We start from the raw sequence: 21,781 nt of genomic DNA, 5'->3' as shown, positions 1-21,781 counted from the left end.
GGATAATGCGCCTTTCCTTATATTCAGTGACCCAGGCACAGGCATCCGCGCGCGGGTACCGCGTCTTGCCAATCGGAGTGGAAACACCATGAAAAACGACGTCATTTCACCGGAGTTCGACGAGAATGGTCGCGCGATGCGCCGTATTCGTAGTTTTGTCCGCCGCCAGGGCCGCCTGACGAAAGGACAGCAATTCGCTCTGGACAACTTCTGGCCGGTAATGGGCGTGGAATTTCAGACAGAACCTCTGGCAATTGATGCCTTGTTTGGTCGCAGTGCACCGGTTGTGCTGGAAATCGGTTTCGGAATGGGCACGTCGCTGGTCACCATGGCTAAACAGAACCCGGACCAAAATTTCATCGGCATTGAAGTTCACTCGCCTGGCGTCGGTGCCTGTCTTGCGACCGCGCATGAAGAGGGTGTCAGTAACCTGCGCGTGATGTGCCACGATGCAGTCGAAGTGTTAGAAAAAATGATTCCGGATGGCTCGCTGGATATGGTGCAGCTATTCTTTCCTGACCCGTGGCACAAAGCGCGCCATAATAAGCGCCGTATCGTGCAGCCGGAGTTCGTTGAGAAGCTGCGCAGGAAACTGAAAGTAGGCGGCGTGTTCCATATGGCAACCGACTGGGAGCCGTATGCAGAGCACATGCTTGAAGTCATGACCGGTTTAGAAAGCTGGGCGAACCTGTCGCAGGAAAACAATTATGTTCCGCGCCCGGAATCCCGCCCGGTGACCAAGTTCGAAATGCGTGGCCAGCGTTTAGGCCACGGCGTATGGGATCTGATGTTTGAGAGGAAGCAATAATGGCTAAGAATCGCAGTCGTCGTTTACGTAAGAAGTTACACATTGCCGAGTTCCAGGAACTGGGCTTCTCTGTAAAATGGCGTTTCCCGGAAGGTACCGCGGTAGAAACCATTGATGAATCCCTGGATAAATTCATTGACGGTGTGATTGAGCCAAACAAACTGGCCTTTGACGGCAGTGGTTACCTGCAATGGGAAGGTCTGGTTTGCCGTCAGGACATCGGTCACTGCACTGATGAACAGCGCGCGCAGGTCAAAAAATGGTTAGAAGACCATAAAATGGAAGACGTGGAAGTCAGCGAGTTGTTTGATATCTGGTGGGATTAATTCCCGCAGATCTGCAGGATCGCTGAATGTAAAGGTGCCTCTGACAGGCACCTTTGTTACATCTGGAGGCTGGGCATTGGGTACTGAACTTGATAACAATTTGCTGGAAGATATTCTTGCGCAGGTCAGGCCGCTGATAGGTCGCGGTAAAGTCGCCGGTTATATTCCTGCGCTGGCGGAAGTCAGCCCCGATCATTTAGGCATCGCCGTGTGTACCACGAAAGGAGAAATCTTTCGTGCCGGTGATGCCGGGATGCGTTTCTCGATCCAGTCGATTTCTAAAGTCCTCAGCCTGACGCTGGCGCTGACCCGCTATCAGGAAAGCGAAATCTGGCAGCGCGTCGGTAAAGAGCCCTCGGGGCAGCCCTTTAATTCCCTGGTACAGCTTGAGCTTGAGCAGGGAAAACCGCGTAACCCGTTTATTAACCCGGGCGCGCTGGTGGTTTGCGACATGCTGCAAACCCGTCTGTCCGCACCCAAGCAAAGAATGCTGGAAGTGGTACGTCAGCTGGCCGGATCGGCAGATCTCAACTACGATCGGCACGTTGCGCGTTCCGAGTTTGAGCATTCCGACCGCAACGCCGCTATTGCTTATCTGATGAAGTCTTTTGGTAATTTCGACAACGATGTCATCACCGTTTTGCATACCTATTTTCATTACTGCGCACTGCGGATGAGTTGTGAAGAACTGGCGCGCACCTTTGTGTATCTGGCTAATAAAGGCCATCCGCTCGGCAGCGAGACACCGCTCATCGATGCCCGCCAGGCGCGGCAGATTAATGCAATGATGGTGACCAGCGGAATGTACGACGGTGCGGGTGAATTCGCTTATCGCGTCGGAATGCCGGGTAAATCCGGCGTCGGCGGTGGCATCATTGCCGTTGTGCCGGGGGAAATGTGTATCGCGGTTTGGTCGCCGGAACTTGATGCGGCAGGGAACTCTTTGGCAGGTATTGCTGCCTTAGAATTACTGGCGCAACGTATTGGCCGTTCAATTTTTTGAGTTTGCTGTCTTAAGGGAGAGTACATGTTAGTAAAAAGTGGAGTGGTAAAAGCCGGACTTGCTGCATTGCTGGCGCTGAGCGCGTGGAGCGCGCAGGCTGATTATCAATGTGCCGTACAGCCTAAAGATGACGTGATCATCAAGCCGCAGACCGTTCAGGTGGTCGGTAACAGCGGTGATTTGCTGATCACCCCCAATGGTAACGTGACCCTCAACGGTAAAGACATGACCCTGAGCGCCAGACAGCGTCAGGAAGCAATCGACTATCAGGCCGGTTTACGCCGTGACCTGCCGTGGATTGATCAGGGAGCAACGGCGCATCTTGAAAAAGGCCGCGTGGCGGTTGACCGGGTGATCGTCGAGAAACTGGGCACCGACAGCAACGTGCGTAACCGACTGGTGACACTCGATAAAAAACTGAAAGAGCAAATGAACCTCATCATCGAGCATCGTACTGACGGCCTGACCTTCCACCATAAAGCTGTGGATCAGGTTAAGCAGAATGGTCAGAAGCTGATGGAGCAAACCATGGGCGGTGTGATGCAGGACAGCATCAACGAGATGGGCCTCAAACAGGCGACCAGCGGCGGAAATCCGCTGCAGGCAATGATGGGGAATCTTGGCGGCCTGCAGCAAGCCATTCAGGAAGAGTGGAACAAGCAGGAAAAAGAGTTTAAAACCTTTGGCGATGACGTCTGTAAGCGTGTGACGAATCTGGATACTCAGCACAAAGCCCTGCTGGCGGATTTGAAACAATAATCGTCAGTTTCAAACGTCAGGCATAAAAAGGCCTTCCGGTGATAAACCGGAAGGCCTTTTCTTTTTTGGCTCTACGCGATATTACCGCTTACTCAGTCAGAAATAGCTCCAGCAGTGAGTTCAGGAACAGTTTCCCTTTGCCGGTGATCTGCCAGTGCGTGTCGGTTTCCAGTAGATATTCTTTGGCGATCGCGTCATCAAGCTGCGCACGAATCACCGATTCATCCAGCCCGGTATACAAACCAAACTCTTCGCGGGGTGCCGCTTCCAGCAAACGAAAACGGTTCATGAAGAATTCAAATGGCAAATCTTCAGTTTCGACCGGATGCTGTTTGTCCATGTAGCGTCCTTGCATATAGCCACGAGGGTGTTTGGTTTTCACGGTTCGCAGGATTTGCCCGTCGGGCTGCGTCAGCTTGCCATGCGCACCACAACCGATGCCGAGATAATCGCCGAAGCGCCAGTAGTTGAGGTTGTGCTGGCACTGATAACCTGGTTTAGCGTAGGCCGAGGTTTCATATTGCTGGTAACCGGCAGCGGTCAGTAACTGATCACCTTGTTCGAAAATATCCCACAGCGCGTCGTCATCCGGCAGTTTAGGCGGACGCGAGGCGTACATCGTATTCGGCTCGATAGTCAGCTGATACCACGACAAATGCGGCGGATTAAGCGCGATAGCCTGGCGCAAATCGTCCAGCGCTTCTTCCAGTGTCTGATCCGGCAAACCGTGCATCAGATCGAGATTGAAGCTGCGCAGATTCAGGCTGGTCGCCAGATGTGCCGCACGCTTTGCCTCATCAGGCCCATGAATGCGCCCCAGACGCTCCAGTTTCTGCGCATCGAAACTTTGTACGCCAATGGAGATACGGTTCACACCGGCGCGCTGATAGCCGCTGAAGCGGTCGGCTTCGACGGTACCGGGGTTAGCTTCCATGGTGATTTCAGCATTGGCATCAAGCGGCAAACGCGCCCGGACGCCGTCGAGCAGGGTCTGCATGGCTTCGCTGCTCAGCAGGCTGGGGGTTCCGCCGCCGATAAAAATTGTCCCCACACTGCGCCCGCCAACCAGATGCAGGTCGGCATCCAAATCGGCCAGCAGATGCGCGACATAATCGTCATGCGGCACTTCACCCTTTAACGCGTGCGAGTTGAAATCGCAGTAAGGGCATTTTTGCACGCACCACGGAATATGAATGTAGAGACTCAGCGGCGGCAACTTACGCATTCTTCTGTACAGCCTCTTTCATCGCGGCAAGCAGCAGTTTCAGTGCCTGACCCCGGTGGGAAACTGCGCTTTTTTCTTCGCGGGTCAGTTCTGCAGCGGTTTTCCCCAGTTCCGGTACGTAGAAAATCGGGTCATAACCAAAGCCGCCTTCGCCTGCTTCAGCAAAGGTAATTTCGCCCGCCCAGCTGCCGTGGCACACCAGCGGCGTCGGGTCTTCTGCGTGGCGCATATACACCAGAACGCAGTGGAATTGCGCGTTGCGCTGGCCCTGGGGCACATCTTTCAGTGCCACCAGCAATTTATCGAGGTTCTGCTGATCGCTGGCGTCAGCGCCTGCGTAGCGGGCGGAGTAAATCCCCGGCGCGCCACCGAGAAAATCCACCGCCAGGCCGGAGTCATCGGCAATGGCCGGCAAACCGGTGACAGCCGCTGCATGGCGGGCTTTCAGGATGGCGTTCTCGATAAACGTCAGGCCGGTTTCTTCAGCGGATTCGACGCCCAGTTCGGTTTGCGCCACCACGTCCAGGCCGAAATCAGCCAGAAGATGCGCGAGTTCACGCACTTTACCGGCATTGCCGGTAGCTAAAACGACTTTCTTCATAAAAATAATGTCCTGAAATGAATCTGACTTGAAGTTATTCAGCGAGCAGTACCGCGACCTCGGTCGGGATATTTTGCGGATTCGTAATGCGGACTTGTTTATGGCGGCCCAGCTCGCCTTTTTCGATGCTTATCTGACTTTTGGCGACTTTAAACTGTTTTGAAAGAAATTTCACCAGATGCGTATTGGCCTGGCCGTCCACCGGCGGGGCAGTGATGGCGACTTTCAGTTCATCGCCATGCAAACCCACCAGGCTGTCGCGGCTGGCTTTGGGCTGGATAACCAGCCGCAAAACCAGCGCATCGGATTGCCAGAACGCCGGACTTAAAGCTGGAACCACAGTGCACCCAGCAGATCCATACCGAGATAATTCAGCATATACAGGATCAGAATCACGACCATCGCCGAGAAATCAATTCCCCCCATGGCCGGAAGGATGCGGCGGATGGGTGCCATCAGCGGTTCGGTCAGTTGCATCAGCAGGTAATCCATCGGCCCGCGTCCCTGGCTCACCCAGCTCATCAGAGAGCGGATAATCACCAGCCAGAACACCAGATAACCTGCGGCTTTGACCAGCCCTATCAGGCCAATCAGCAAGCTGCTCAGACCAAAGAAGATGGCGCCACTTTGGATAAGCAACAGCAGCGGAAATTTGATCGTGCAAAGGATAAAAGCCAGCAACAGGCTTGCACTGTCAATCGGGCCCAGCGGCGGAATAATCCGGCGCAAAGGTCCGATAACGGGCTGAGTAATCTTCACCACGAACTGTGAGAACGGGTTATAAAAATCTGTACGTGCCCATTGCATCCAGATGCGCAGCAGCAGAACCATCACGTAGAGATCAATCAGTGTTTTGACCAGAAAAGTCAGCGTTAACATAATTCTCCTATGCCCTTCGTCTTTCGGGTTGCTTCTGCGTTGCCGCAACGCGAATGATTTTAGACAGTCATATTTTATTATTCGTTCTTGTCAGAACAGTTTTTCCATTTCCTGCGCACGGGCAATGGCGGCCTGCATGGCTTCGGAAACAATCTCCGGTAATTTACGGTCGGTGAAAACCTGCAGCGCCTCAAACGTCGTACCACCTTTGGATGTCACATTCTCACGAAGTTGTGACAATGGCGTGTCCGGGCTGGCGGCTACTAAGGCGCTGGCACCGCTGGCAGCTTGCTCAACCAGCATCCGTGCGGTTTCAGCGCTGAAACCCAGACGCTGCGCTTCGGCCTGCATGGCTTCCATAAACAGGAAGAAATACGCCGGTGCGCTGCCTGCGGCGGCAATCACATGGTTAATACCTTCTTCGGTATCGACCCAGCAAATTTTGCCGACGGCGGTCATCAGTTCGCCACTGTAATCACGGTCTGCCTGAGATACCTGAACAGGCGCGTACAGGCCGCTCATGCCTTTCCCGACGAGGGAGGGCGTGTTGGGCATAATACGCACAATATTCAGATTTTCTCCCAGCAACTCGCAAAAACGCGCCACGCTGACGCCTGCGGCAATCGACAGTACCAGCTTGTCGCTAAAATCCACGTCTTTTTGCAGTGCTTTACACACATCGGCCATCATCTGTGGTTTTACGGACAAAACCACTACATCTGCCTCTTTTGCACAGCCGCTGTTATCGCTGCTGCTTTGTACGCCATATTTTTCAGCCAGCGCATCGCGATGCGTGGTGGACGGGGCACAAACGCTGATGAGATGTGCCGGATAGCCGCTTTCGACCAGGCCGGAAATAATTGCGCCCGCCATATTACCGGCGCCGATAAAACTGATTTTGCGATGTTGCATTCATGCTCCTTGCTTTTAATGGGGGCTGAATTGAGCCTATCAAGAGTAAAGCAGTCAATCCAAAGATAACGGTGACTGTTTTACGCCGTAATCACGGGCACCGAAAATGGCGGTCCCGATGCGAACCATCGTGCTGCCAGCCGCAATCGCTGCAGGCATATCATCGGTCATCCCCATCGACAGCGTATCGGCCCGCGGACAAATACGTTGCAAATCTTTCAGTGCCTCACGCATTTTGCCGAACACTTCAAGCTGTCGCGCATAATCTGTTTCCACTGCCGGGATGGACATCAGACCGCGCAATGACAGGTGAGGCATCGTCATAATCTGGCGGGCCAGCTCTGCAATATCACCGATTGCGATGCCGGATTTGCTGGCTTCATCACTGATGTTTACCTGAATCAGCACCTGCAAAGGCGGTAACCCGGCCGGACGCTGTTCGTTCAGTCGCTGGGCGATTTTCAGGCGATCAATGGTATGGCACCAGTCGAAATTCTCCGCCACCAGGCGGCTCTTATTCGATTGCAGCGGCCCGATAAAGTGCCAGGTCAGCGCGGGCTGATGTCCGGCAAAGTGGGCAATCTTATCAACGCCTTCCTGCACGTAGTTTTCGCCAAACGCGAGTTGTCCGGCGGCAATAGCTTCTTCGACAGCGCTCGCAGGTTTTGTTTTGCTCACTGCAAGCAGGGTAATTTCTTCTGAAGGTCTGCCGCAAAGATGTGCAGCTGTGGCGATTTTCTCACGGACATTCTGTAAGTTCTGCTCAATAGCGTTTTGCTGACTAAGGCTCATAGGGACTCAGGAGGATTTCAACATGGATATTGATGGATTAGTGGGACGTAGTGTAAAGCAAAATGCCTCAGATCTGCACCTTTGTACTGGCTATCCGCCAGTGTTACGCATTGACGGAGAATTATGCCGCTGTGAAGATCTGCCGGTGGTCGATGCCTCGCAGATGCTGGGGCTGACCCGTGAGTGGCTGGATGCGACGGAGCAGTATGCTTTACAGCAGGCCGGGCAGGTGGATAAAGCGCTTTCACTGGGCGATGGCATACGGGTACGGATCAATATCTTTCAGCAACTGCACGGGCTTTCTGCGGCACTCAGACCGGTGCCTGCCCGTTGTCCTGAACTGGCTGCTTTGCTGGCGCCAGATATCTTGCAACGCGTCATTATGCAGGAAGACGGCCTGATTTTGGTCACCGGCGCGACAGGCAGCGGGAAATCTACCACTCTTGCCGCGCTGATTGATCATCTCAACCGCCATGTGAAGCGCCATATTATTACTCTGGAAGATCCGATCGAGCTTATTCACACGGGCAGGCAATGTCTGATTCAGCAGCGTGAACTCGGGCTGCATACGCGTTCATTTGGCGAAGCCGTACGCGGTGCGCTGCGTGAAGACCCGGATGTTTTGCTGCTTGGTGAGTTGCGCGACACCGAGGGTATCCGGCTGGCGCTGACGGCGGCGGAAACCGGACATCTGGTTCTCGCAACACTGCATGCGCGCAACGCCACGCAGGCGATTGACCGGCTGGTTGATGTATTTCCGGCTGAAGAAAAAGCGTTTGTCCGTGCGCAACTGGCGGGCAGCCTGCGGGCCGTGATTGCGCAAAAACTGGCGGTGTCGGCAGAAAAAGACGGTAAAAAAACGGGAAGGGTAGCGCTGTTTGAAGTACTGACGTCCACGCCTGCTGTGTGCAATTTAATTCGCGAAGGAAAAACCCATCAGCTGGCGGATATCCTGCAAACCGGTGTACAGGCCGGAATGCAGACGTTTGCACAAAGCCGTCAGCAGCGGCAATGTGCAGGATTACTGGCGGAAAATCAGGAGTGATTCCATTGTTTCTCGAACCAGCTTTCCAGAATAATGACGGCGGAAGCAGCATCCACGCTGCCTTTATCCAGCGCACGGAAACCGCCGCGATCGAACAAATCAGCACGGGCTTCGACGGTGCTCAGACGTTCGTCATGCAGTTCAACCTGGACGCCAAAACGGCCATGCAGACGGTTGGCAAATTTACGTGCACGGGCCGTCAGGGGTTGTTCTGTGCCGTCCATATTCAGCGGTAAACCCACAACCACCAGATCCGGCAACCATTCTTTCAGCAACTTTTCGATTTTCTGCCAGTCTGGTGTGCCGTCCTGCGCTTTAAACGAGGTCAGCGGGCGGGCGGTGCCGGTCACTTCCTGGCCAATAGCCAGACCAATACTTTTAGTACCAAAGTCGAAAGCAAAAACCGTGCGGTTTGCCATTATGCATGCCCCGCGTGGGTGGCCAGTTGCCCGACGTCAACGCCGATCATTTTCGCCACTTCGCGCCAGCGGTCAGCAATCGGTGTACGGAACAGAATGTCGCTGTTTGCTTCAATGGTCAGCCACGAATTCTCCAGCAATTCTTTTTCCAGCTGGCCCTGTTCCCAGGCGGCATAGCCCAGCGCCACCAGCACATCTTTCGGCTGAGCGGGGGTGCCCAGTGTTTCCAGTACATCTTTGGAGGTGGTGATCATGGTGCTGTCAGAGATACGGATGCTGGAGCCAAAACCTTCGCGCGGCGTATGCAAAATGAAACCGCGATCGTCTGCCAGCGGGCCACCGGAAAAAACCGGGCGATCAAGACGAATGCTCAGATCACGGGGTTCGGGTGTGATGTCCAGTTTGTCGAGCACGTTTTCAACCGTGAAATCGTCGACCAGTTTGTTAATCACCAGACCCATGGCGCCGTCTTCATTGTGCTCGCAGATGTACACGACCGAACGTTTGAACTGGGGTTCATCCAGGCCAGGCATCGCAATAAGAAAGTGGTGTTGTAGATTCATGTTATGCAGGATGTTTAACCTCAGAATAGATATCAGTGCAGGCAGACCAGTTTATTACGTCAGGCTTGCCAAAAAAAGCGGGTTATCCAGCAATGCTGAACAACCCGTTTACCGATGTTAATCTGCGCTTACTTTGCAGCCAGACGTTTCTCGATGGCGTCCATCAGCATGCCTGTGATGGAAATCGGGAAGGCGGCTTCGATTTCACGTGCGCAGGTCGGACTGGTGACGTTAATTTCCGTCAGGCGATCGCCGATAATATCCAGACCAACAAAAATCAGGCCCTTTTGTTTGAGTACAGGGGCTACGGTGCGGGCTATTGCCCAGTCACTTTCGCTCAGCGGGCGTGCTTCACCACGGCCGCCAGCCGCCAGATTACCGCGGGTTTCGCCTTGTGCGGGAATACGCGCCAGGCAGTAAGGTACCGGTTCGCCGTCGACCACCAGAACACGTTTATCACCGTCTTTGATTGCAGGCAGATAGTTTTGTGCCATGCAGAAACGGCTGCCATGTTCGGTCAGGGTTTCAATCACCACTGAGACGTTCGCATCCTCCGGTTTCAGACGGAAAATCGAAGCGCCGCCCATGCCGTCGAGCGGCTTGAGGATCACGTCGGTGTGTTCTTTATGGAAGGCTTTCAGCTGCGCTGCATTGCGGGTCACCAGCGTATCCGGCGTCAGTTCCGGGAACCATGCGGTGAACAGCTTCTCGTTACAGTCGCGCAGACTTTGTGGTTTGTTGACAATCAGCGTGCCTTTTTCTTCGGCACGTTCGAGGATATACGTGGCATAGATGAATTCGGTATCGAAAGGGGGGTCTTTACGCATCAGGATGACGTCAAGTTCCTGCAGGACGATATCCTGCTCTGTCCCAAACTCATACCAGCCGTCGTAATCCTGCTTCACGCTGAGTTTTTTAGTGGTCGCACGGCCTTCGCCGCCGCGCAGATACAGGGAATTCATTTCCATGTAATGCAGTTCATAACCACGACTCTGCGCTTCCAGCAACATAGCGAAACTGGTGTCTTTTTTAATGTTGATGGAAGAGATCGGATCCATCACGATGCCAAGCTTAATCATTTGGTTTCCTCTTAACCCAGATCGCCGAAACGAACCTGTAAGGCCGTTATCGCGGTGAGTGCTGTGGTTTCTGTACGCAGAACACGGGGTCCCAGCAGGATATCAGTAAATCCGTAGCCGGAGGTCATTGCAATTTCGTCAGCGGATAAACCGCCTTCCGGGCCAATCAGCAGGCGAACATGGCTCACCGGCAGCGGCAGGGTATTAATACTGTGGCTGGCGCGCGGATGCAGGTTCAGCTTCAGGCTATCGTCCTGTTCGCCACACCAGGCTTCAAGCTGTATCGCCGGGCGAATTTCCGGGATACGGTTACGGCCGCATTGTTCGCAGGCCGCGATGGCAATTTTCTGCCACTGCTGCAATTTTTTCTCCAGACGTTCACCGTCAAGTTTTACACCACAACGTTCTGAAAACAGCGGGGTAATAGTATTGACGCCCAGCTCGATGGATTTCTGGATGGTGAATTCCATCTTCTCGCCACGCGATATCACCTGGCCAAGATGCAGATTAAGCGGGGATTCATTATCTGCCAGCACGCCTTCGTTCAGACTGACGCGCACGCTCTTCTTATCAACCTGAGTGATGCTGGCTTCGAAGACCTGGTTGCTGCCATCAAAAAGCTGAATCGCCTGACCGGGCTGCATACGCAGAACGCGTCCGACGTGGTTAGCGGCATCTTCACTGAGCGCAATTTCGCTACGTGCGGTCAGGATTTCCGGATGATAAATGCGGGGTATGCGCATGTATGGCTGCTGTCCTTAAAATGTTGATGTGGGCTATTTTGGCAACTGTTGCCAGCCCTGTCGCTGACTATTGTGCTCTATAGTAGGTTAGCTTTTTCTTTGCGCGCAAGCCTGCTGAACGTAAGGGTTATGATTGCCTTGCACATTGGCAATACGGTTGTCGCGTTCGCATTCCCAGGCGGTCACCGGATACTGGCGATCCCATGCGGTAAACAACTGCGCCTGCTGGCGGGATAAATTCAATTTATACTGGTCACGCATGTAGAAATAAATACGTGCGATAGCGCCCCGGGCGCGGGCTGGCGGCTCAGCGGCTTTGGCTTTAAAGTCGATTTTCATTTCGCAGCGGCCATACTGACCTTCACCCCCGTTCCACTGACTGTACATAAAATTGTTGCGGTCGCCGTTCACTTCGCCAATGGCCGGTTCAAGATTATGCAGGTCGGTTTCTATCTGGCGATAGCTGGCACTTTTTGCGCAATTTTTGCGCCCGCCATCCTGCCAGCATTGCATCTGGTGGCCGAATTGCCAGGCGGGAACCACATGTTCCCATTCGATCCGGTTGGCGCGTTGTTCACTTTTACGTACTGCGTAGCCGCAGGATTGCAGATCCGGTGTGCCTTTTTTCCCTTGCCAGTGGATAGTGCAGCCGCAATAAAATGTTGGCGCGCCCTGATTGATTTTAACAGCGGCCGCCTTGGCCTGACTGAAATTATTAATGGCATTGCCGGACTGGCTGAACGCGCTCAGCGGTGCCAGCGCACCGATAAACAGAAAAGATAAGAACTTTTTACGAAACATATTTCTGAAAGCCCCGAAACTAAAAGGCCGGAAGGGTAACGGATGAAAGGCGTCGTGACAATGGGACTTTGCTGCTAATGAGTGGTTGATAAATCAGCAATTAGTACTGCCGTTAGCGTTAAAACGTAACAGTTCACCGCAATGACGGCAGCGATACTCCGACTCTTTTCGCATTACTTTATTGTGGCGCCGCACGGTAAGCCGGTGATCACGACAGGCACATATATACGGATAGGTTTTACTTTGTACGGACGCGACTTCGAACTTGTGTGTTCTGCTCGCTGACACACCCAGCACATGTTCCATCATCCAGCGCCACTCTTTACCATGCGGCGCAGGCGCGCGGCCAAAGCGGCGGTAGACCAGTAAATGGGCCAGTTCATGCGGAACAACTTCGTCGATAAAGGGTTGCTGATTTTCCATCAGCAGCACCGGATTAAGCCGGATTTGCCAGTGTTGCAGATACGCGCTTCCCGCGCTGGTACCGCGTTGCTGATAGCTTATCTCCGGCTCCGTATAATCGGTGCCAAAAAACTGATTTGCCATCAGGAGCTTTTCCCGCAGGCAGCGCATAACGGCTTGTTGCAGGGCAATGGGGAGACGTGTGGTTTTCATCTGGCGAAGGATAAATCTGGCGGGAAAGAGATGCAATATGGAATTCCTCCCCTTTGCAGGGGAGGAAGGAAACGCTTACTTACCGATGTCGCGCAGTGCTTCACCTTTCATCAGATTGCGTTCGATATGTTCCAGCGAGACGTTTTTGGTCTCAGGGATCAGCGCAATGGTAATGAAGATGAACACGACATTCAGCGCTGCATACACCCAGAAGGTGTTGGCATTGCCGAGACTGTCGAGCATGGTCAGGAAGGTCGCGCCGACAATCATGTTGGCGATCCAGTTCGTTGCGGTGGAGACGGTGATACCAAAATCGCGGCCTTTCAGCGGCTGAATTTCAGAACACAGTACCCAGATCAGCGGGCCGGCACTCATCGCAAAACCGACGATAAACATCAGCAGCATAGCGATGGAGAAGTATTTCGCCGCATCGGATTCCACACCAATATGCAGCATGGTACCGAGCACGCCCATCCCTACCGCCATCACCAGGAAGCCCAGTTTCAGCGTCGGTTTACGACCCCAGCGGTCAACCAGACCAATGGCAATAAAGGTCGCAAGCACGTTCACCAGACCGACAATTACCGTGCCCCACATCTGCTGAGAGGTGCTGGCGAAACCAGCAATCCCGAAAATTTTCGGTGCGTAGTACATGATCACGTTCATACCGGTGAACTGCTGCATCACCTGCAACAGAATGCCGAGGTAGACCGCACGACGGAAGTTCTTGTTATTGGTGAACAACCCCCAGCCGCTTTGTTTTACTTTCAGGCTTTCACGGATTTCATCCAGCTCGCGTTTCGCCTGTTCGCTGGAATCACGCAGTTTCTCCAGTACGCGGCGCGCTTTTCCATCATCGCCACGGGCAGCCAGCCAGCGCGGGCTGTCCGGCAGGAAGAAGACACCGACCAGTAACAGCAATGCCGGAATGGTGATGATGCCCAGCATCCAGCGCCATGCCCCGGTATAGCTGAACGCAGTATCAGACAGATACGCCGCCAGAATACCGATGGTGATCATCAGCTGGTACATCGAAATCATACTGCCGCGGATTTTCTCCGGTGCAATTTCGGAGAGATAAATCGGCGCGGTATAAGAGGCAATCCCCACCGCCAGACCCAGCAGAACGCGGGCGACAATCAGGATTTCTGCGTTAGGTGCAAAGGCTGAACAGAGGGAGCCGACCACGAACAGGATCGCGCCGATCATCAGACTGAATTTACGGCCCAGACGGAAGTTCAGCCAGCCGCTGCCGACAGCACCGACGGCGGCACCAAACATCATTGAGCTGACCACCCATTCTTGCTGGTGGTTGGTTATCTGAAAATCATGGCTGATGAAGGGCAGGGCACCAGCGATGACGCCGATATCTAAGCCGAACAGCAGTCCGGCAAGGGCAGCGAGAAAACAGACAAAGAAAGTGACGCTTTTGTTTGAGCGCTTTCCTTTCGTCGATGTTGAGTTATTCATCCGGTCTCCAAAATAATGCAATCGTGTTGAGTTTGTAATAATGCTTAGGCTGTTATGTTATTAACCCTGCACACGGCTTAACGTGAGCCCCGTCACAGTGTTGTAATCGTTTACACTAATAGGGGTGGTCGGGTGACTTGTTTTTTAAGGGTTTCAAACGGATAGCGTAACAGGAAGGGAAGGCACCTAAGATTAATAGCTCACAAATTGATTTATATCAATCAATACTGTGTATCAAACTTTTACATATGAAAATAACTTGTTAATTAATAATGAATTATTGCCTGTAACCGTTTTCATTATCGCTATTATCTGAGAGGGTAATTTTCCGTTTCCTGCCGTTGAGTGTAATCGTTGAAATACTCAATCCTCACATTTTCGGAAGAAACTGAACCGGGAAAAGAAAGGCTGGGCGGGAAAGGTTTACCTGGATAGACGTTTTTTTTCAGAACCTTCCACTGACATTTCGCCTCAGGTTTGTCGCTGGCACACAACCCGATGCGATTCACCAGAAGGTGAATATTGCCGGTGTTGGTTATTTCCTGAGCGGACGCATCCCACCCCAGTTTTGCAATCTGTTTGGCGGGTGGCACCATGACCACCACGCCCCATACGATGGTCAGACTCAGGTCGCTGGTGAAGTTTTTGTTACTGCCTGTGTTTTTAAATTCTTCTGGTGTCAGAGACTGAAAATGTACGCGGTAGATTTTTTCTTCATTGCTTTCGCCGAGACCTACGATCCTTACCGGCTGGTTGTTACCGGCGGGTAAGCCAAATTTTAGCGGTGATACGACCAGACTGTTGGATGTTCCCTGTGGCGCAGGCGTTTCATTTTCTTCAGGTGTACCGGGATTATGCACCTCGTTGATTTTTCCCTGAATGTACTGAGTTGTTTCACTTTTAGAACTGATCACCAGAGCGGCGGCATGCTGATCGTTAAGTATGACTTTCATCGGTGAAACGGTGATATTGGCAAAACATAAGACCGGAACCGCCAGGGTCGCCAGTGAGAGTATTTTGAGGCCAGCGGTGAGCCTGGGATTTTGCAGCATGCGAATATGCCTTCTGTGAGGTTAATAGAGCGACGGTGTGAAATTAAGCGTGAGCGTTCCCCGGTATTGGCCGGCATTTTTACTGTTAATCTCGAACATTTGGGTACTCAATGTGAGAGGAGCCGGCACGCAGATCACGGGTTGGGGGAGACCAGGCAAATGTACCTGACGGATGTGAGCCTGCTGTATTTTGGTGAACGTCATCTGAGTTCCACGCGTCACGGTCTGTATCGTGTTAGTATCAGGGTTGAGAATATCAACTAAATAATCAATACGATCTCGGTCATTACTCTCATTGCCACCCTGACGGACCAAAGAAAAATCAGTCATTGTTCGGTTTCCCTGCCCGGTATAACTATCGTTTATTGTTAACATAAACGCGCTGCTGTTGGCGTTGTAACCATCGTACAGACAGACATCAATACTTGCGCTGCCGATAACAGATACTTTATTAATTCCGTTGCCCGGAAGCGGACGCATATTTAAATTCACCAGAGGTGCAGCCTGGCCAAATTCGGGCAAATAGATCTGCTGGTTATTATTGTCAGTGACGTTGAGGGTGATACGGGCGTGCCAGTCTGCGAGTTTAGCTGCCGGGCTCCACTGCATTAAGTTCATTTTTAGATTGGCTTCCCAGATCCCGCCAGTGGGTAGTTTCTGCAATTCCTGACTTGTCACATAAACCGTTAATAAAGATTCATCATTGTGCTTCACACCCCCGCAGTTTTTCTCCATGGCTGCATAAACCTGATAGGGACCTCCAATTACCCCTGCAGCCCAACAGGCATTTCCTACTGATACGCTAATTTTATGATATCCCGTAAGATTTATCACCTGTGTCATATGGCTTCTTTGCTCAGTAAAAAGAATAGGAATGAGGGTATTTCCCTCTTCTACGCCGGTTACTGTCGTTTTGCACTGACCATAGATTGGATTTGAGGAGGACAGGCAAACCCATGTGTTTCTTCCCCATAACGAATCGTTATCGGAATCATAACCGCCACTTTCATCCTTCCAGATATCAAGTTGCGCAGGTGGCGATGATTTATCAAATGTTGCGATAACGGGGGTATCACGCCCTGTAGGTTCTACCCGCTCCGCATACGCGTCTGGCATTGTCAGTAACGAAGTACTGAGCAGGAGCAGTAATGATGTCAGACAAGTGGTGAGTTTCATTTTATTCCCAGGTGTTTTCTGACGGGCTCGTCATCTTCTCAGTAATGGCCTGCTTTTATTCCGGCGTTGCGGGATACCCCTTTACCTAAAGCTGCGAGGTAAAATTCACAATCAGGTGTCCGGTATAATGCCCGGCTTGTTTGCTGTTGATATCCAGAGTCTTGGTACTTAATTCCAGTGGCGCAGGTATGCATAATACTGCCTGCGGGATCCCCGGAAGGTGCACCGGCCGGACGCGGGCTGTCTGAATATGAGGGATGACCAGATCCTCGCCACGTATGATGCTGACATATTTACCGTCGGGGGCTTGCATTTTCACGTAATAATCAATGCGCCCTGAATCCTGATTAACGTCGCCGTGATCTGAGTAAATAGAAAAATAACCATTATTACGCTGCGTCGTTCCCTGCTGCCGATCGTCAAATTTCAGGGTAAAACTGGTGCTGTTTGAGCCATAACCATCGTACAGGCACATATCAATATTAGCAGCGCCATTCATTTGTGCCTGTTTACCACCCGTACCGGGCAGCGGGCGCATATTGAGGTCAACGCGCGGTGCGGCCTGGCCAAATTCCGGCAAATAGATCTGCTGGTTATTATTGTCAGTGACGTTGAGGGTGAAATGGGCATTCCAGTCTGCGAGTTTAGCTGCCGGGCTCCACTGCATTAAGTTCATTTTTAGATTGGCTTCCCAGATCCCGCCAGTGGGTAGTTTCTGCAATTCCTGACTTGTCACATAAACCGTTAATAAAGATTCATCATTGTGCTTCACACCCCCGCAGTTTTTCTCCATGGCTGCATAAACCTGATAGGGACCTCCAATTACCCCTGCAGCCCAACAGGCATTTCCTACTGATACGCTAATTTTATGATATCCCGTAAGATTTATCACCTGTGTCATATGGCTTCTTTGCTCAGTAAAAAGAATAGGAATGAGGGTATTTCCCTCTTCTACGCCGGTTACTGTCGTTTTGCACTGACCATAGATTGGATTTGAGGAGGACAGGCAAACCCATGTGTTTCTTCCCCATAACGAGTCGTTATCGGAATCATAACCGCCACTTTCATCCTTCCAGATATCAAGTTGCGCAGGTGGCGATGATTTATCAAATGTTGCGATAACGGGGGTATCACGCCCCGTTGGCTCAACCCGATCTGCATGGGCATTTGATACCATCATCAACGGGAGGCATAGCAGAACTAATGATGTAAAAAACGGGATAAGTTTCATTTGTTTTTCTTCTGTATATTTTCTGGCAAATCCGCAAACTGAACCGGTTTACACAGGGTTTTACCCACATAACGCACCACATCACGGCTCGACTGTACGTTTACTGCGCATTGATAATTCTTATCGCCATTACGGACATACAAACTTTTCGCCTGAGAGGTCATTTCTGCCGTGAATCCGCCATCTTCTGAAGAACTGAACGCGCTGGCATTGAGCATACTGCCTTTATTAATCGGTTCACCTGTCGCCGTAACCAGTTGGCCGACGTAGGTGTAACGGGATTCCATTTTCACTTCGCGCACTTTCATTTTCCCCGGCAGAAGGAATAAATTCTGGCTGCCCGCGCCCTGCGTAATGCTGGCCTGGCTACCGGGACTGACGTCACGACTTTCATCGACGGTCACTTTGCCTTCTTCAAAACCGGTCACCGGGAACAGGGCTTTACTGTTTTGTTTCATTTTGGCGCCACCGCCGCCCTGAACTGAAACGTCGATCAGCGCGTCATCTGCGGCATCGGCATCTTCTTCATTACTGCCTTTCACCTTCACGGCTACCGCAGCACCCGGTAAGCCGGTACCGCCTGGCCCCCAGAAGAAGCCGGATGTAGATACCGCAACGGAAGAGCTGTAGCTGCCGGTTACCGCTCCCTGATGGGTTTTTTGCTGATTATCATAGCTGTCGGAAACGGTCAGTTCGCCATCGCCGTATTGCCCGTTGAGACGGCCATGAACCGAGGCGTTAGCGTTGTCAGTATCCGTACCCCCCATATCAATACCCAGTTCGCGCTCATTGTTACTCCCCCAGTCCCAGTTCTGGCTGGCGTTGTAGGTCATCTGCGCATCGCCATTCTGGCTGCCCTGATAATCGGTGCTGAAGGAAGTGTTGCTGCTGCGCAACTGCGCATCTTTCGGCGTGTTCCGTGACAGTGAAAAACCGATATATATACCCTTGTCATTATCACTGTTGCTGCTGCTTTCGCGACGATATCCGCCAAACCGCGTGGTGACGGTCATCTGTTTCCAGGTGAAACTTTTGTTCAGACTCAGTTGCAGGGTTTTAGATGTACTCTGCGATTCGGTGTGGTTAATCATGTTGTCTTCAAAAGGCTTTGAAGGATCGTATGATGAAGAATCCGGCGAGAGGCTGGTATTTTTATTGTACGTGTATCCCAGCGAGGCTGACCAACCTTTGACCGGCACGGAAAGAGTACCGCTGACGGATTCGTAACATCCAATATCAGCGTAATCGTACTGGCTGACATCCGCACTGGTGCAGCTTTTACCGTAAGCGGCATTGCGATAAACGCTCATGGAAAAGCCGTCGTTATAACTGATTTGTTCAACGTTACCTTTCGAACCTTCGGTGCCGCTAAACATATTGGCCTGCATATCCAGCACGCCGTCGATCACTTTTCCGTTAAAGCCGTGAGTCCATTGCAGACCCGCTTCGCCGTAGCTTTCATTATCTGTATTGGCGATACCCGCAGTGGCCGTGACTTCGGCAACAACCGGCAGGCGGGCCCCTGCTTGCATTACAGGTTTACGCGGTGTGCTGTCGTTTTCATCGTCACCGGTGGTGCGAACAACGTGATTGTCTGCCGTTTCTCCCGCCTGTAAAAACCATTGCAGATGCCCGTCGCCGATCCCGCCCGTTTTCGTAAAAGGCTGAGTCTCGGTACGTACCAGCTGGTTATTTTCATAAATTCTCAGGGTGACCGCGTAGCTTCCGTTGGGGAAGCTACCGGTATCCAGCGTATTCGAACCGTTATTAAGGTAGAAAGTGCCCAGCAACTGATTACCACGATAGGCATCGACGCGGGATTTACTGGAAAGCAGCAGCACCAGCGGCGAACCTTTGCTGGCCTCTTCAAGGTTCAGGTAGCTCAGGGAACTCCCGGCGCGGATGCCGTCAATCGCATTAAGCGGTAACAGCGCGAAGGTAATATTGCCGCCGAGATTGCCGGAGAGATCACGGGAATCCATACGTCCGGCCTGCACGTAATGGCGTTTGCCCAAACTCTGACGGAAATAGAAATCATCCACTGACACTGTCTGGCTGTCACTGTCGTCACTTTTGTAAGAGTCGAGTGACCAGTCAAAACCCACGTAACCGTTAGTCAGCACGCCCAGTGCGCCGGAGCCCTGTAAAGACAGACTCTGGTATTCATCCTGTGCCGCCACGTTCAGTGTTTGCTGATGAATTAACGCATTTTCCGTCTGCGCTGTCGGGGTATAATAAAGGGCTTTTTTATCAGCATCAGGCACCAGTGTTTTGCTGACAAAAAGGTCGGCTGCGCTGTTATTTTCATCATAAATGAGGGCCACCGAATCAGTTTCCAGATAACCGCATCCTTTGGCGTCCGCATTGCTGTCACAGGCCAGGTTGCCATGTCGTGCAAGCGGTGCAGATAAGGTTGCCAGTATTTTTTGATAATCCGGCGTGCCGGGTTTTAGTGGCAGGTTCAGTGCGGTCAGGACTGCCTGCGGATCTTTAAACTGTACGGTTTCCAGCGTGACGTTGGCTTCAAATAATCCGGCCGACTGACCGAGCAGATTGACGTTCAGCCAGATGTTCTGGCCCGAGACCAGTTCTTCGAACCCCGGCGGAACGCCGGAGTCTGCAAAAGCAAGATTGCTGAATAAAGCAAAATGAATGGCCAGAAAGCAGAGAGACACTTTCAGATTTGAGTTCATTATTTTTCCTTTATTCAAAAATCTGACAAAGTGGAAAAGAATCGGCCTGATTAACAGGCCGATGGGGAGTGTTTCAGACGTGCGAACACTTATGGCGTTACGGTTGCCTGAGTCAGCACAACGCTGACAACGCCGCTGTAGTTACCGGAAGCAACAGGTGCCTGTGTGGTCTGACTGACTTTAAGAGGCTGGATGATGGAACCATTAGCGGTATCACCATTCGGGAACAGCGTGGTTGCGGTCATGGTCTGCTGAGCCTGTGTCAGGGTCAGGTCACCATATTTTACGGTCAGGGGGATATTGGGATTAGTCCCTACGGTATCCATTAATTGCGGACTACCGGCCAGATTAATATTCACATTTTTTTCAGCATCGTTGGAAAAGATTTTGGTCATCTGTGAAACGGGTTCCAGACCTACGCCAGGCTTATAATTCATTTCCAGCGTGGAAGGTAATATTTCGCCGGTGTCAGTCGTCATATCTAAAGTAGCATCAACATTTGCAGTTACAGTAATATCTTTCTGAACAGCATAGGCGTTAATTGCCATGCCCATGATCATGGTTGCTATCAGTGGCTTGATAACGGATTTCATTGTTTAATTCCTTAATGTAGAAGGTGCATGTCAATATGCATTTTTATAACAAGGGTATTGCTGATTTCTCAGTGAAAAATAATGATGTTTATTTTGCACTGAATTCTTTTACGCCGGTTTTTTTATCTGTCCAGTTGAAATATTTCACTTTCACTACGCGGTAGTTATTTCCTTTAAATAAGGCAGGGTCTAATGTGGCGTGCTGATTAGGATAAATACTGTTCTTTACCGGTTTACTCCATTGACATCCGTCATCAGTGAGTTGCTGAGGACATAAACCGATGCTGTTAATCTTCAGATGAATATTGCCGGTATTACTGACCTCGCGGCTGACGGGGTTTAGTGTGAAATCCAGTCGCGGGGCAGCGGGTGGCACGGTAACCAGTACGCCCCAGATCATGCTGATGCCGAGTTTAGCTGCGCCTTTGGGTTCATTTTTGTCATTGCTATTATTCGGTGCCGGAACGCCTTCAAAATAAACGCGGTACGCTTCTTCTGTTTGCGGTTGCTGAATATTAATCAGACGTATAATTCGGGTGGTGCCAGGCGCCAGTCCAAATTTCGCGGGTGTGGCAATAATACCCTGACCCGATGACTGATTTAGGATAATTTCATTTTCCTGAGATGTGCCAGGGTTATTAATTTTTTTTACGGTCGTTTTCACATACTCCGTGGTGTCGGAGTTTGTTGTTACGCTAATTTGTGCAGCGCCGTTTTTTTCCATCGGAACAGAAATAGGGTAAACGCTTATTCCTGCAAATGATAATGCGGGAAAAAATAATGGGGCGGCCGCTAAAATCATTACCAGGGATTTTAATTTCGTTAAGGGCATGGTCATTTTCTCAATATTTAATTAAACGTTATCCGGAAAAGTATTTCGTTCATTCCCTTTGCGTAAGTATTTGTTTTGGCTGTTTCGATGGGGTGAATAATAGATTCAATGAATGTTCAGGTCAATGGCATGGAAATTAGCTATTTGTGTTATCTGTTTAACTA

The 21,781-nt window shown here is 51.5% G+C and carries 24 protein-coding genes; 5 read left to right on the top strand and 19 right to left on the bottom strand.

Annotated elements, in window-relative coordinates:
- Nucleotides 1–88: 88 nt before the first annotated feature.
- The 4 genes from trmB (at nt 89) to J1781_RS02640 (ending at nt 2,896) form a co-directional block, all read left to right on the top strand.
- Nucleotides 89–808, top strand: coding sequence for a tRNA (guanosine(46)-N7)-methyltransferase TrmB (trmB, locus tag J1781_RS02655; protein WP_129953047.1), 720 nt, complete (start codon nt 89–91; stop codon nt 806–808).
- Nucleotides 808–1,134 (top strand): YggL family protein, encoded by a 327-nt coding sequence (locus J1781_RS02650; RefSeq protein ID WP_129953046.1) that lies wholly within the window; start codon nt 808–810, stop codon nt 1,132–1,134. Before trmB ends, J1781_RS02650 begins: the two co-directional genes overlap by 1 nt.
- A gap of 76 nt (nt 1,135–1,210) precedes the next feature.
- Complete coding sequence (gene glsB / locus J1781_RS02645) at nt 1,211–2,137, top strand: glutaminase B (protein WP_129953045.1); 927 nt, start codon at nt 1,211–1,213, stop codon at nt 2,135–2,137.
- A gap of 24 nt (nt 2,138–2,161) precedes the next feature.
- A complete protein-coding gene (locus J1781_RS02640; protein ID WP_129953044.1) occupies nt 2,162–2,896 on the top strand; it encodes a YggN family protein in 735 nt (244 codons plus the stop codon).
- Nucleotides 2,897–2,984: 88 nt separating this feature from the next.
- On the opposite strand, the gene hemW is transcribed toward J1781_RS02640, so the two are convergent.
- From hemW to J1781_RS02610, 6 genes are all read right to left on the bottom strand, one after another.
- The gene (gene hemW, locus J1781_RS02635) at nt 2,985–4,121 is read right to left on the bottom strand and encodes a radical SAM family heme chaperone HemW (RefSeq protein ID WP_129953043.1); all 1,137 of its coding nucleotides are present in this window, start codon (nt 4,119–4,121) and stop codon (nt 2,985–2,987) included.
- Nucleotides 4,114–4,722: an XTP/dITP diphosphatase gene (locus J1781_RS02630; protein WP_129991401.1), complete on the bottom strand. Its 609-nt coding sequence runs from the start codon at nt 4,720–4,722 to the stop codon at nt 4,114–4,116. The genes hemW and J1781_RS02630 overlap by 8 nt, the downstream gene beginning before the upstream one ends.
- A 34-nt stretch (nt 4,723–4,756) precedes the next feature.
- Nucleotides 4,757–5,062, bottom strand: coding sequence for a DUF167 family protein YggU (yggU, locus tag J1781_RS02625; RefSeq protein ID WP_129953041.1), 306 nt, complete (start codon nt 5,060–5,062; stop codon nt 4,757–4,759).
- The gene (locus J1781_RS02620; RefSeq protein ID WP_112150889.1) at nt 5,047–5,601 is read right to left on the bottom strand and encodes a YggT family protein; all 555 of its coding nucleotides are present in this window, start codon (nt 5,599–5,601) and stop codon (nt 5,047–5,049) included. Before J1781_RS02620 ends, yggU begins: the two co-directional genes overlap by 16 nt.
- A gap of 90 nt (nt 5,602–5,691) precedes the next feature.
- The gene (proC, locus tag J1781_RS02615) at nt 5,692–6,513 is read right to left on the bottom strand and encodes a pyrroline-5-carboxylate reductase (RefSeq protein ID WP_217233173.1); all 822 of its coding nucleotides are present in this window, start codon (nt 6,511–6,513) and stop codon (nt 5,692–5,694) included.
- A gap of 54 nt (nt 6,514–6,567) precedes the next feature.
- Entirely contained in the window at nt 6,568–7,305 is a 738-nt protein-coding gene (locus tag J1781_RS02610) for a YggS family pyridoxal phosphate-dependent enzyme (protein ID WP_217233172.1), read from the bottom strand.
- Between the two features lie 22 nt (nt 7,306–7,327).
- Between J1781_RS02610 and J1781_RS02605 the strand changes: the two genes are divergently transcribed.
- Nucleotides 7,328–8,350, top strand: coding sequence for a type IV pilus twitching motility protein PilT (locus J1781_RS02605; RefSeq protein ID WP_217139423.1), 1,023 nt, complete (start codon nt 7,328–7,330; stop codon nt 8,348–8,350).
- Here J1781_RS02605 and ruvX read toward each other — a convergent pair.
- From ruvX to J1781_RS02540, 13 genes are all read right to left on the bottom strand, one after another.
- Complete coding sequence (gene ruvX / locus J1781_RS02600) at nt 8,341–8,769, bottom strand: Holliday junction resolvase RuvX (RefSeq protein ID WP_129953037.1); 429 nt, start codon at nt 8,767–8,769, stop codon at nt 8,341–8,343. The two genes, J1781_RS02605 and ruvX, sit on opposite strands and share 10 nt — an antisense overlap.
- Entirely contained in the window at nt 8,769–9,332 is a 564-nt protein-coding gene (locus J1781_RS02595) for a YqgE/AlgH family protein (protein ID WP_217233171.1), read from the bottom strand. Before J1781_RS02595 ends, ruvX begins: the two co-directional genes overlap by 1 nt.
- 128 nt (nt 9,333–9,460) lie before the next feature.
- On the bottom strand, nt 9,461–10,411 hold the full coding sequence (gene gshB / locus J1781_RS02590; protein ID WP_217233170.1) for a glutathione synthase: 951 nt from the start codon (nt 10,409–10,411) through the stop codon (nt 9,461–9,463).
- A gap of 11 nt (nt 10,412–10,422) precedes the next feature.
- Nucleotides 10,423–11,154: a 16S rRNA (uracil(1498)-N(3))-methyltransferase gene (rsmE, locus tag J1781_RS02585; protein WP_217233169.1), complete on the bottom strand. Its 732-nt coding sequence runs from the start codon at nt 11,152–11,154 to the stop codon at nt 10,423–10,425.
- An 87-nt stretch (nt 11,155–11,241) separates the two neighbouring features.
- The gene (gene endA / locus J1781_RS02580) at nt 11,242–11,955 is read right to left on the bottom strand and encodes a deoxyribonuclease I (RefSeq protein ID WP_217233168.1); all 714 of its coding nucleotides are present in this window, start codon (nt 11,953–11,955) and stop codon (nt 11,242–11,244) included.
- Between the two features lie 93 nt (nt 11,956–12,048).
- Nucleotides 12,049–12,570: a SprT family zinc-dependent metalloprotease gene (locus tag J1781_RS02575; protein WP_129953320.1), complete on the bottom strand. Its 522-nt coding sequence runs from the start codon at nt 12,568–12,570 to the stop codon at nt 12,049–12,051.
- Between the two features lie 75 nt (nt 12,571–12,645).
- Entirely contained in the window at nt 12,646–14,040 is a 1,395-nt protein-coding gene (locus J1781_RS02570; protein WP_015698489.1) for a sugar porter family MFS transporter, read from the bottom strand.
- 308 nt (nt 14,041–14,348) lie between these two features.
- Nucleotides 14,349–15,092 (bottom strand): fimbria/pilus periplasmic chaperone, encoded by a 744-nt coding sequence (locus tag J1781_RS02565; protein WP_217219441.1) that lies wholly within the window; start codon nt 15,090–15,092, stop codon nt 14,349–14,351.
- 21 nt (nt 15,093–15,113) lie between these two features.
- Nucleotides 15,114–16,268, bottom strand: a complete 1,155-nt coding sequence (locus J1781_RS02560; protein WP_217219440.1) for a CblD like pilus biogenesis initiator family protein — start codon at nt 16,266–16,268, stop codon at nt 15,114–15,116.
- An 85-nt stretch (nt 16,269–16,353) separates the two neighbouring features.
- A complete protein-coding gene (locus tag J1781_RS02555; RefSeq protein WP_217233167.1) occupies nt 16,354–17,499 on the bottom strand; it encodes a CblD like pilus biogenesis initiator family protein in 1,146 nt (381 codons plus the stop codon).
- Nucleotides 17,496–20,192 (bottom strand): TcfC E-set like domain-containing protein, encoded by a 2,697-nt coding sequence (locus J1781_RS02550; RefSeq protein WP_217233166.1) that lies wholly within the window; start codon nt 20,190–20,192, stop codon nt 17,496–17,498. The genes J1781_RS02555 and J1781_RS02550 overlap by 4 nt, the downstream gene beginning before the upstream one ends.
- A gap of 89 nt (nt 20,193–20,281) precedes the next feature.
- Complete coding sequence (locus tag J1781_RS02545; RefSeq protein WP_217233165.1) at nt 20,282–20,785, bottom strand: CS1 type fimbrial major subunit; 504 nt, start codon at nt 20,783–20,785, stop codon at nt 20,282–20,284.
- 88 nt (nt 20,786–20,873) lie between these two features.
- On the bottom strand, nt 20,874–21,509 hold the full coding sequence (locus J1781_RS02540; protein ID WP_238483456.1) for a fimbria/pilus periplasmic chaperone: 636 nt from the start codon (nt 21,507–21,509) through the stop codon (nt 20,874–20,876).
- Nucleotides 21,510–21,781 lie beyond the last annotated feature (272 nt).

The organism is Rahnella perminowiae (assembly GCF_019049695.1).
In the GTDB taxonomy this organism is placed as follows: domain Bacteria; phylum Pseudomonadota; class Gammaproteobacteria; order Enterobacterales; family Enterobacteriaceae; genus Rahnella; species Rahnella perminowiae.
This window is presented reverse-complemented; position numbering and strand designations above follow the sequence as displayed.

Bases quoted from the DNA above. Each gene is read 5' to 3' on its own strand.
- trmB (WP_129953047.1), top strand. From the start codon at position 89: ATGAAAAACGACGTCATTTCACCGGAGTTCGACGAGAATGGTCGCGCG.
- J1781_RS02650 (WP_129953046.1), top strand. From the start codon at position 808: ATGGCTAAGAATCGCAGTCGTCGTTTACGTAAGAAGTTACACATTGCC.
- J1781_RS02640 (WP_129953044.1), top strand. From the start codon at position 2,162: ATGTTAGTAAAAAGTGGAGTGGTAAAAGCCGGACTTGCTGCATTGCTG.
- hemW (WP_129953043.1), bottom strand. From the start codon at position 4,121: ATGCGTAAGTTGCCGCCGCTGAGTCTCTACATTCATATTCCGTGGTGC.
- J1781_RS02630 (WP_129991401.1), bottom strand. From the start codon at position 4,722: ATGAAGAAAGTCGTTTTAGCTACCGGCAATGCCGGTAAAGTGCGTGAA.
- J1781_RS02620 (WP_112150889.1), bottom strand. From the start codon at position 5,601: ATGTTAACGCTGACTTTTCTGGTCAAAACACTGATTGATCTCTACGTG.
- proC (WP_217233173.1), bottom strand. From the start codon at position 6,513: ATGCAACATCGCAAAATCAGTTTTATCGGCGCCGGTAATATGGCGGGC.
- J1781_RS02610 (WP_217233172.1), bottom strand. From the start codon at position 7,305: ATGAGCCTTAGTCAGCAAAACGCTATTGAGCAGAACTTACAGAATGTC.
- J1781_RS02605 (WP_217139423.1), top strand. From the start codon at position 7,328: ATGGATATTGATGGATTAGTGGGACGTAGTGTAAAGCAAAATGCCTCA.
- ruvX (WP_129953037.1), bottom strand. From the start codon at position 8,769: ATGGCAAACCGCACGGTTTTTGCTTTCGACTTTGGTACTAAAAGTATT.
- J1781_RS02595 (WP_217233171.1), bottom strand. From the start codon at position 9,332: ATGAATCTACAACACCACTTTCTTATTGCGATGCCTGGCCTGGATGAA.
- gshB (WP_217233170.1), bottom strand. From the start codon at position 10,411: ATGATTAAGCTTGGCATCGTGATGGATCCGATCTCTTCCATCAACATT.
- rsmE (WP_217233169.1), bottom strand. From the start codon at position 11,154: ATGCGCATACCCCGCATTTATCATCCGGAAATCCTGACCGCACGTAGC.
- endA (WP_217233168.1), bottom strand. From the start codon at position 11,955: ATGTTTCGTAAAAAGTTCTTATCTTTTCTGTTTATCGGTGCGCTGGCA.
- J1781_RS02575 (WP_129953320.1), bottom strand. From the start codon at position 12,570: ATGAAAACCACACGTCTCCCCATTGCCCTGCAACAAGCCGTTATGCGC.
- J1781_RS02570 (WP_015698489.1), bottom strand. From the start codon at position 14,040: ATGAATAACTCAACATCGACGAAAGGAAAGCGCTCAAACAAAAGCGTC.
- J1781_RS02565 (WP_217219441.1), bottom strand. From the start codon at position 15,092: ATGCTGCAAAATCCCAGGCTCACCGCTGGCCTCAAAATACTCTCACTG.
- J1781_RS02560 (WP_217219440.1), bottom strand. From the start codon at position 16,268: ATGAAACTCACCACTTGTCTGACATCATTACTGCTCCTGCTCAGTACT.
- J1781_RS02555 (WP_217233167.1), bottom strand. From the start codon at position 17,499: ATGAAACTTATCCCGTTTTTTACATCATTAGTTCTGCTATGCCTCCCG.
- J1781_RS02550 (WP_217233166.1), bottom strand. From the start codon at position 20,192: ATGAACTCAAATCTGAAAGTGTCTCTCTGCTTTCTGGCCATTCATTTT.
- J1781_RS02545 (WP_217233165.1), bottom strand. From the start codon at position 20,785: ATGAAATCCGTTATCAAGCCACTGATAGCAACCATGATCATGGGCATG.
- J1781_RS02540 (WP_238483456.1), bottom strand. From the start codon at position 21,509: ATGGAAAAAAACGGCGCTGCACAAATTAGCGTAACAACAAACTCCGAC.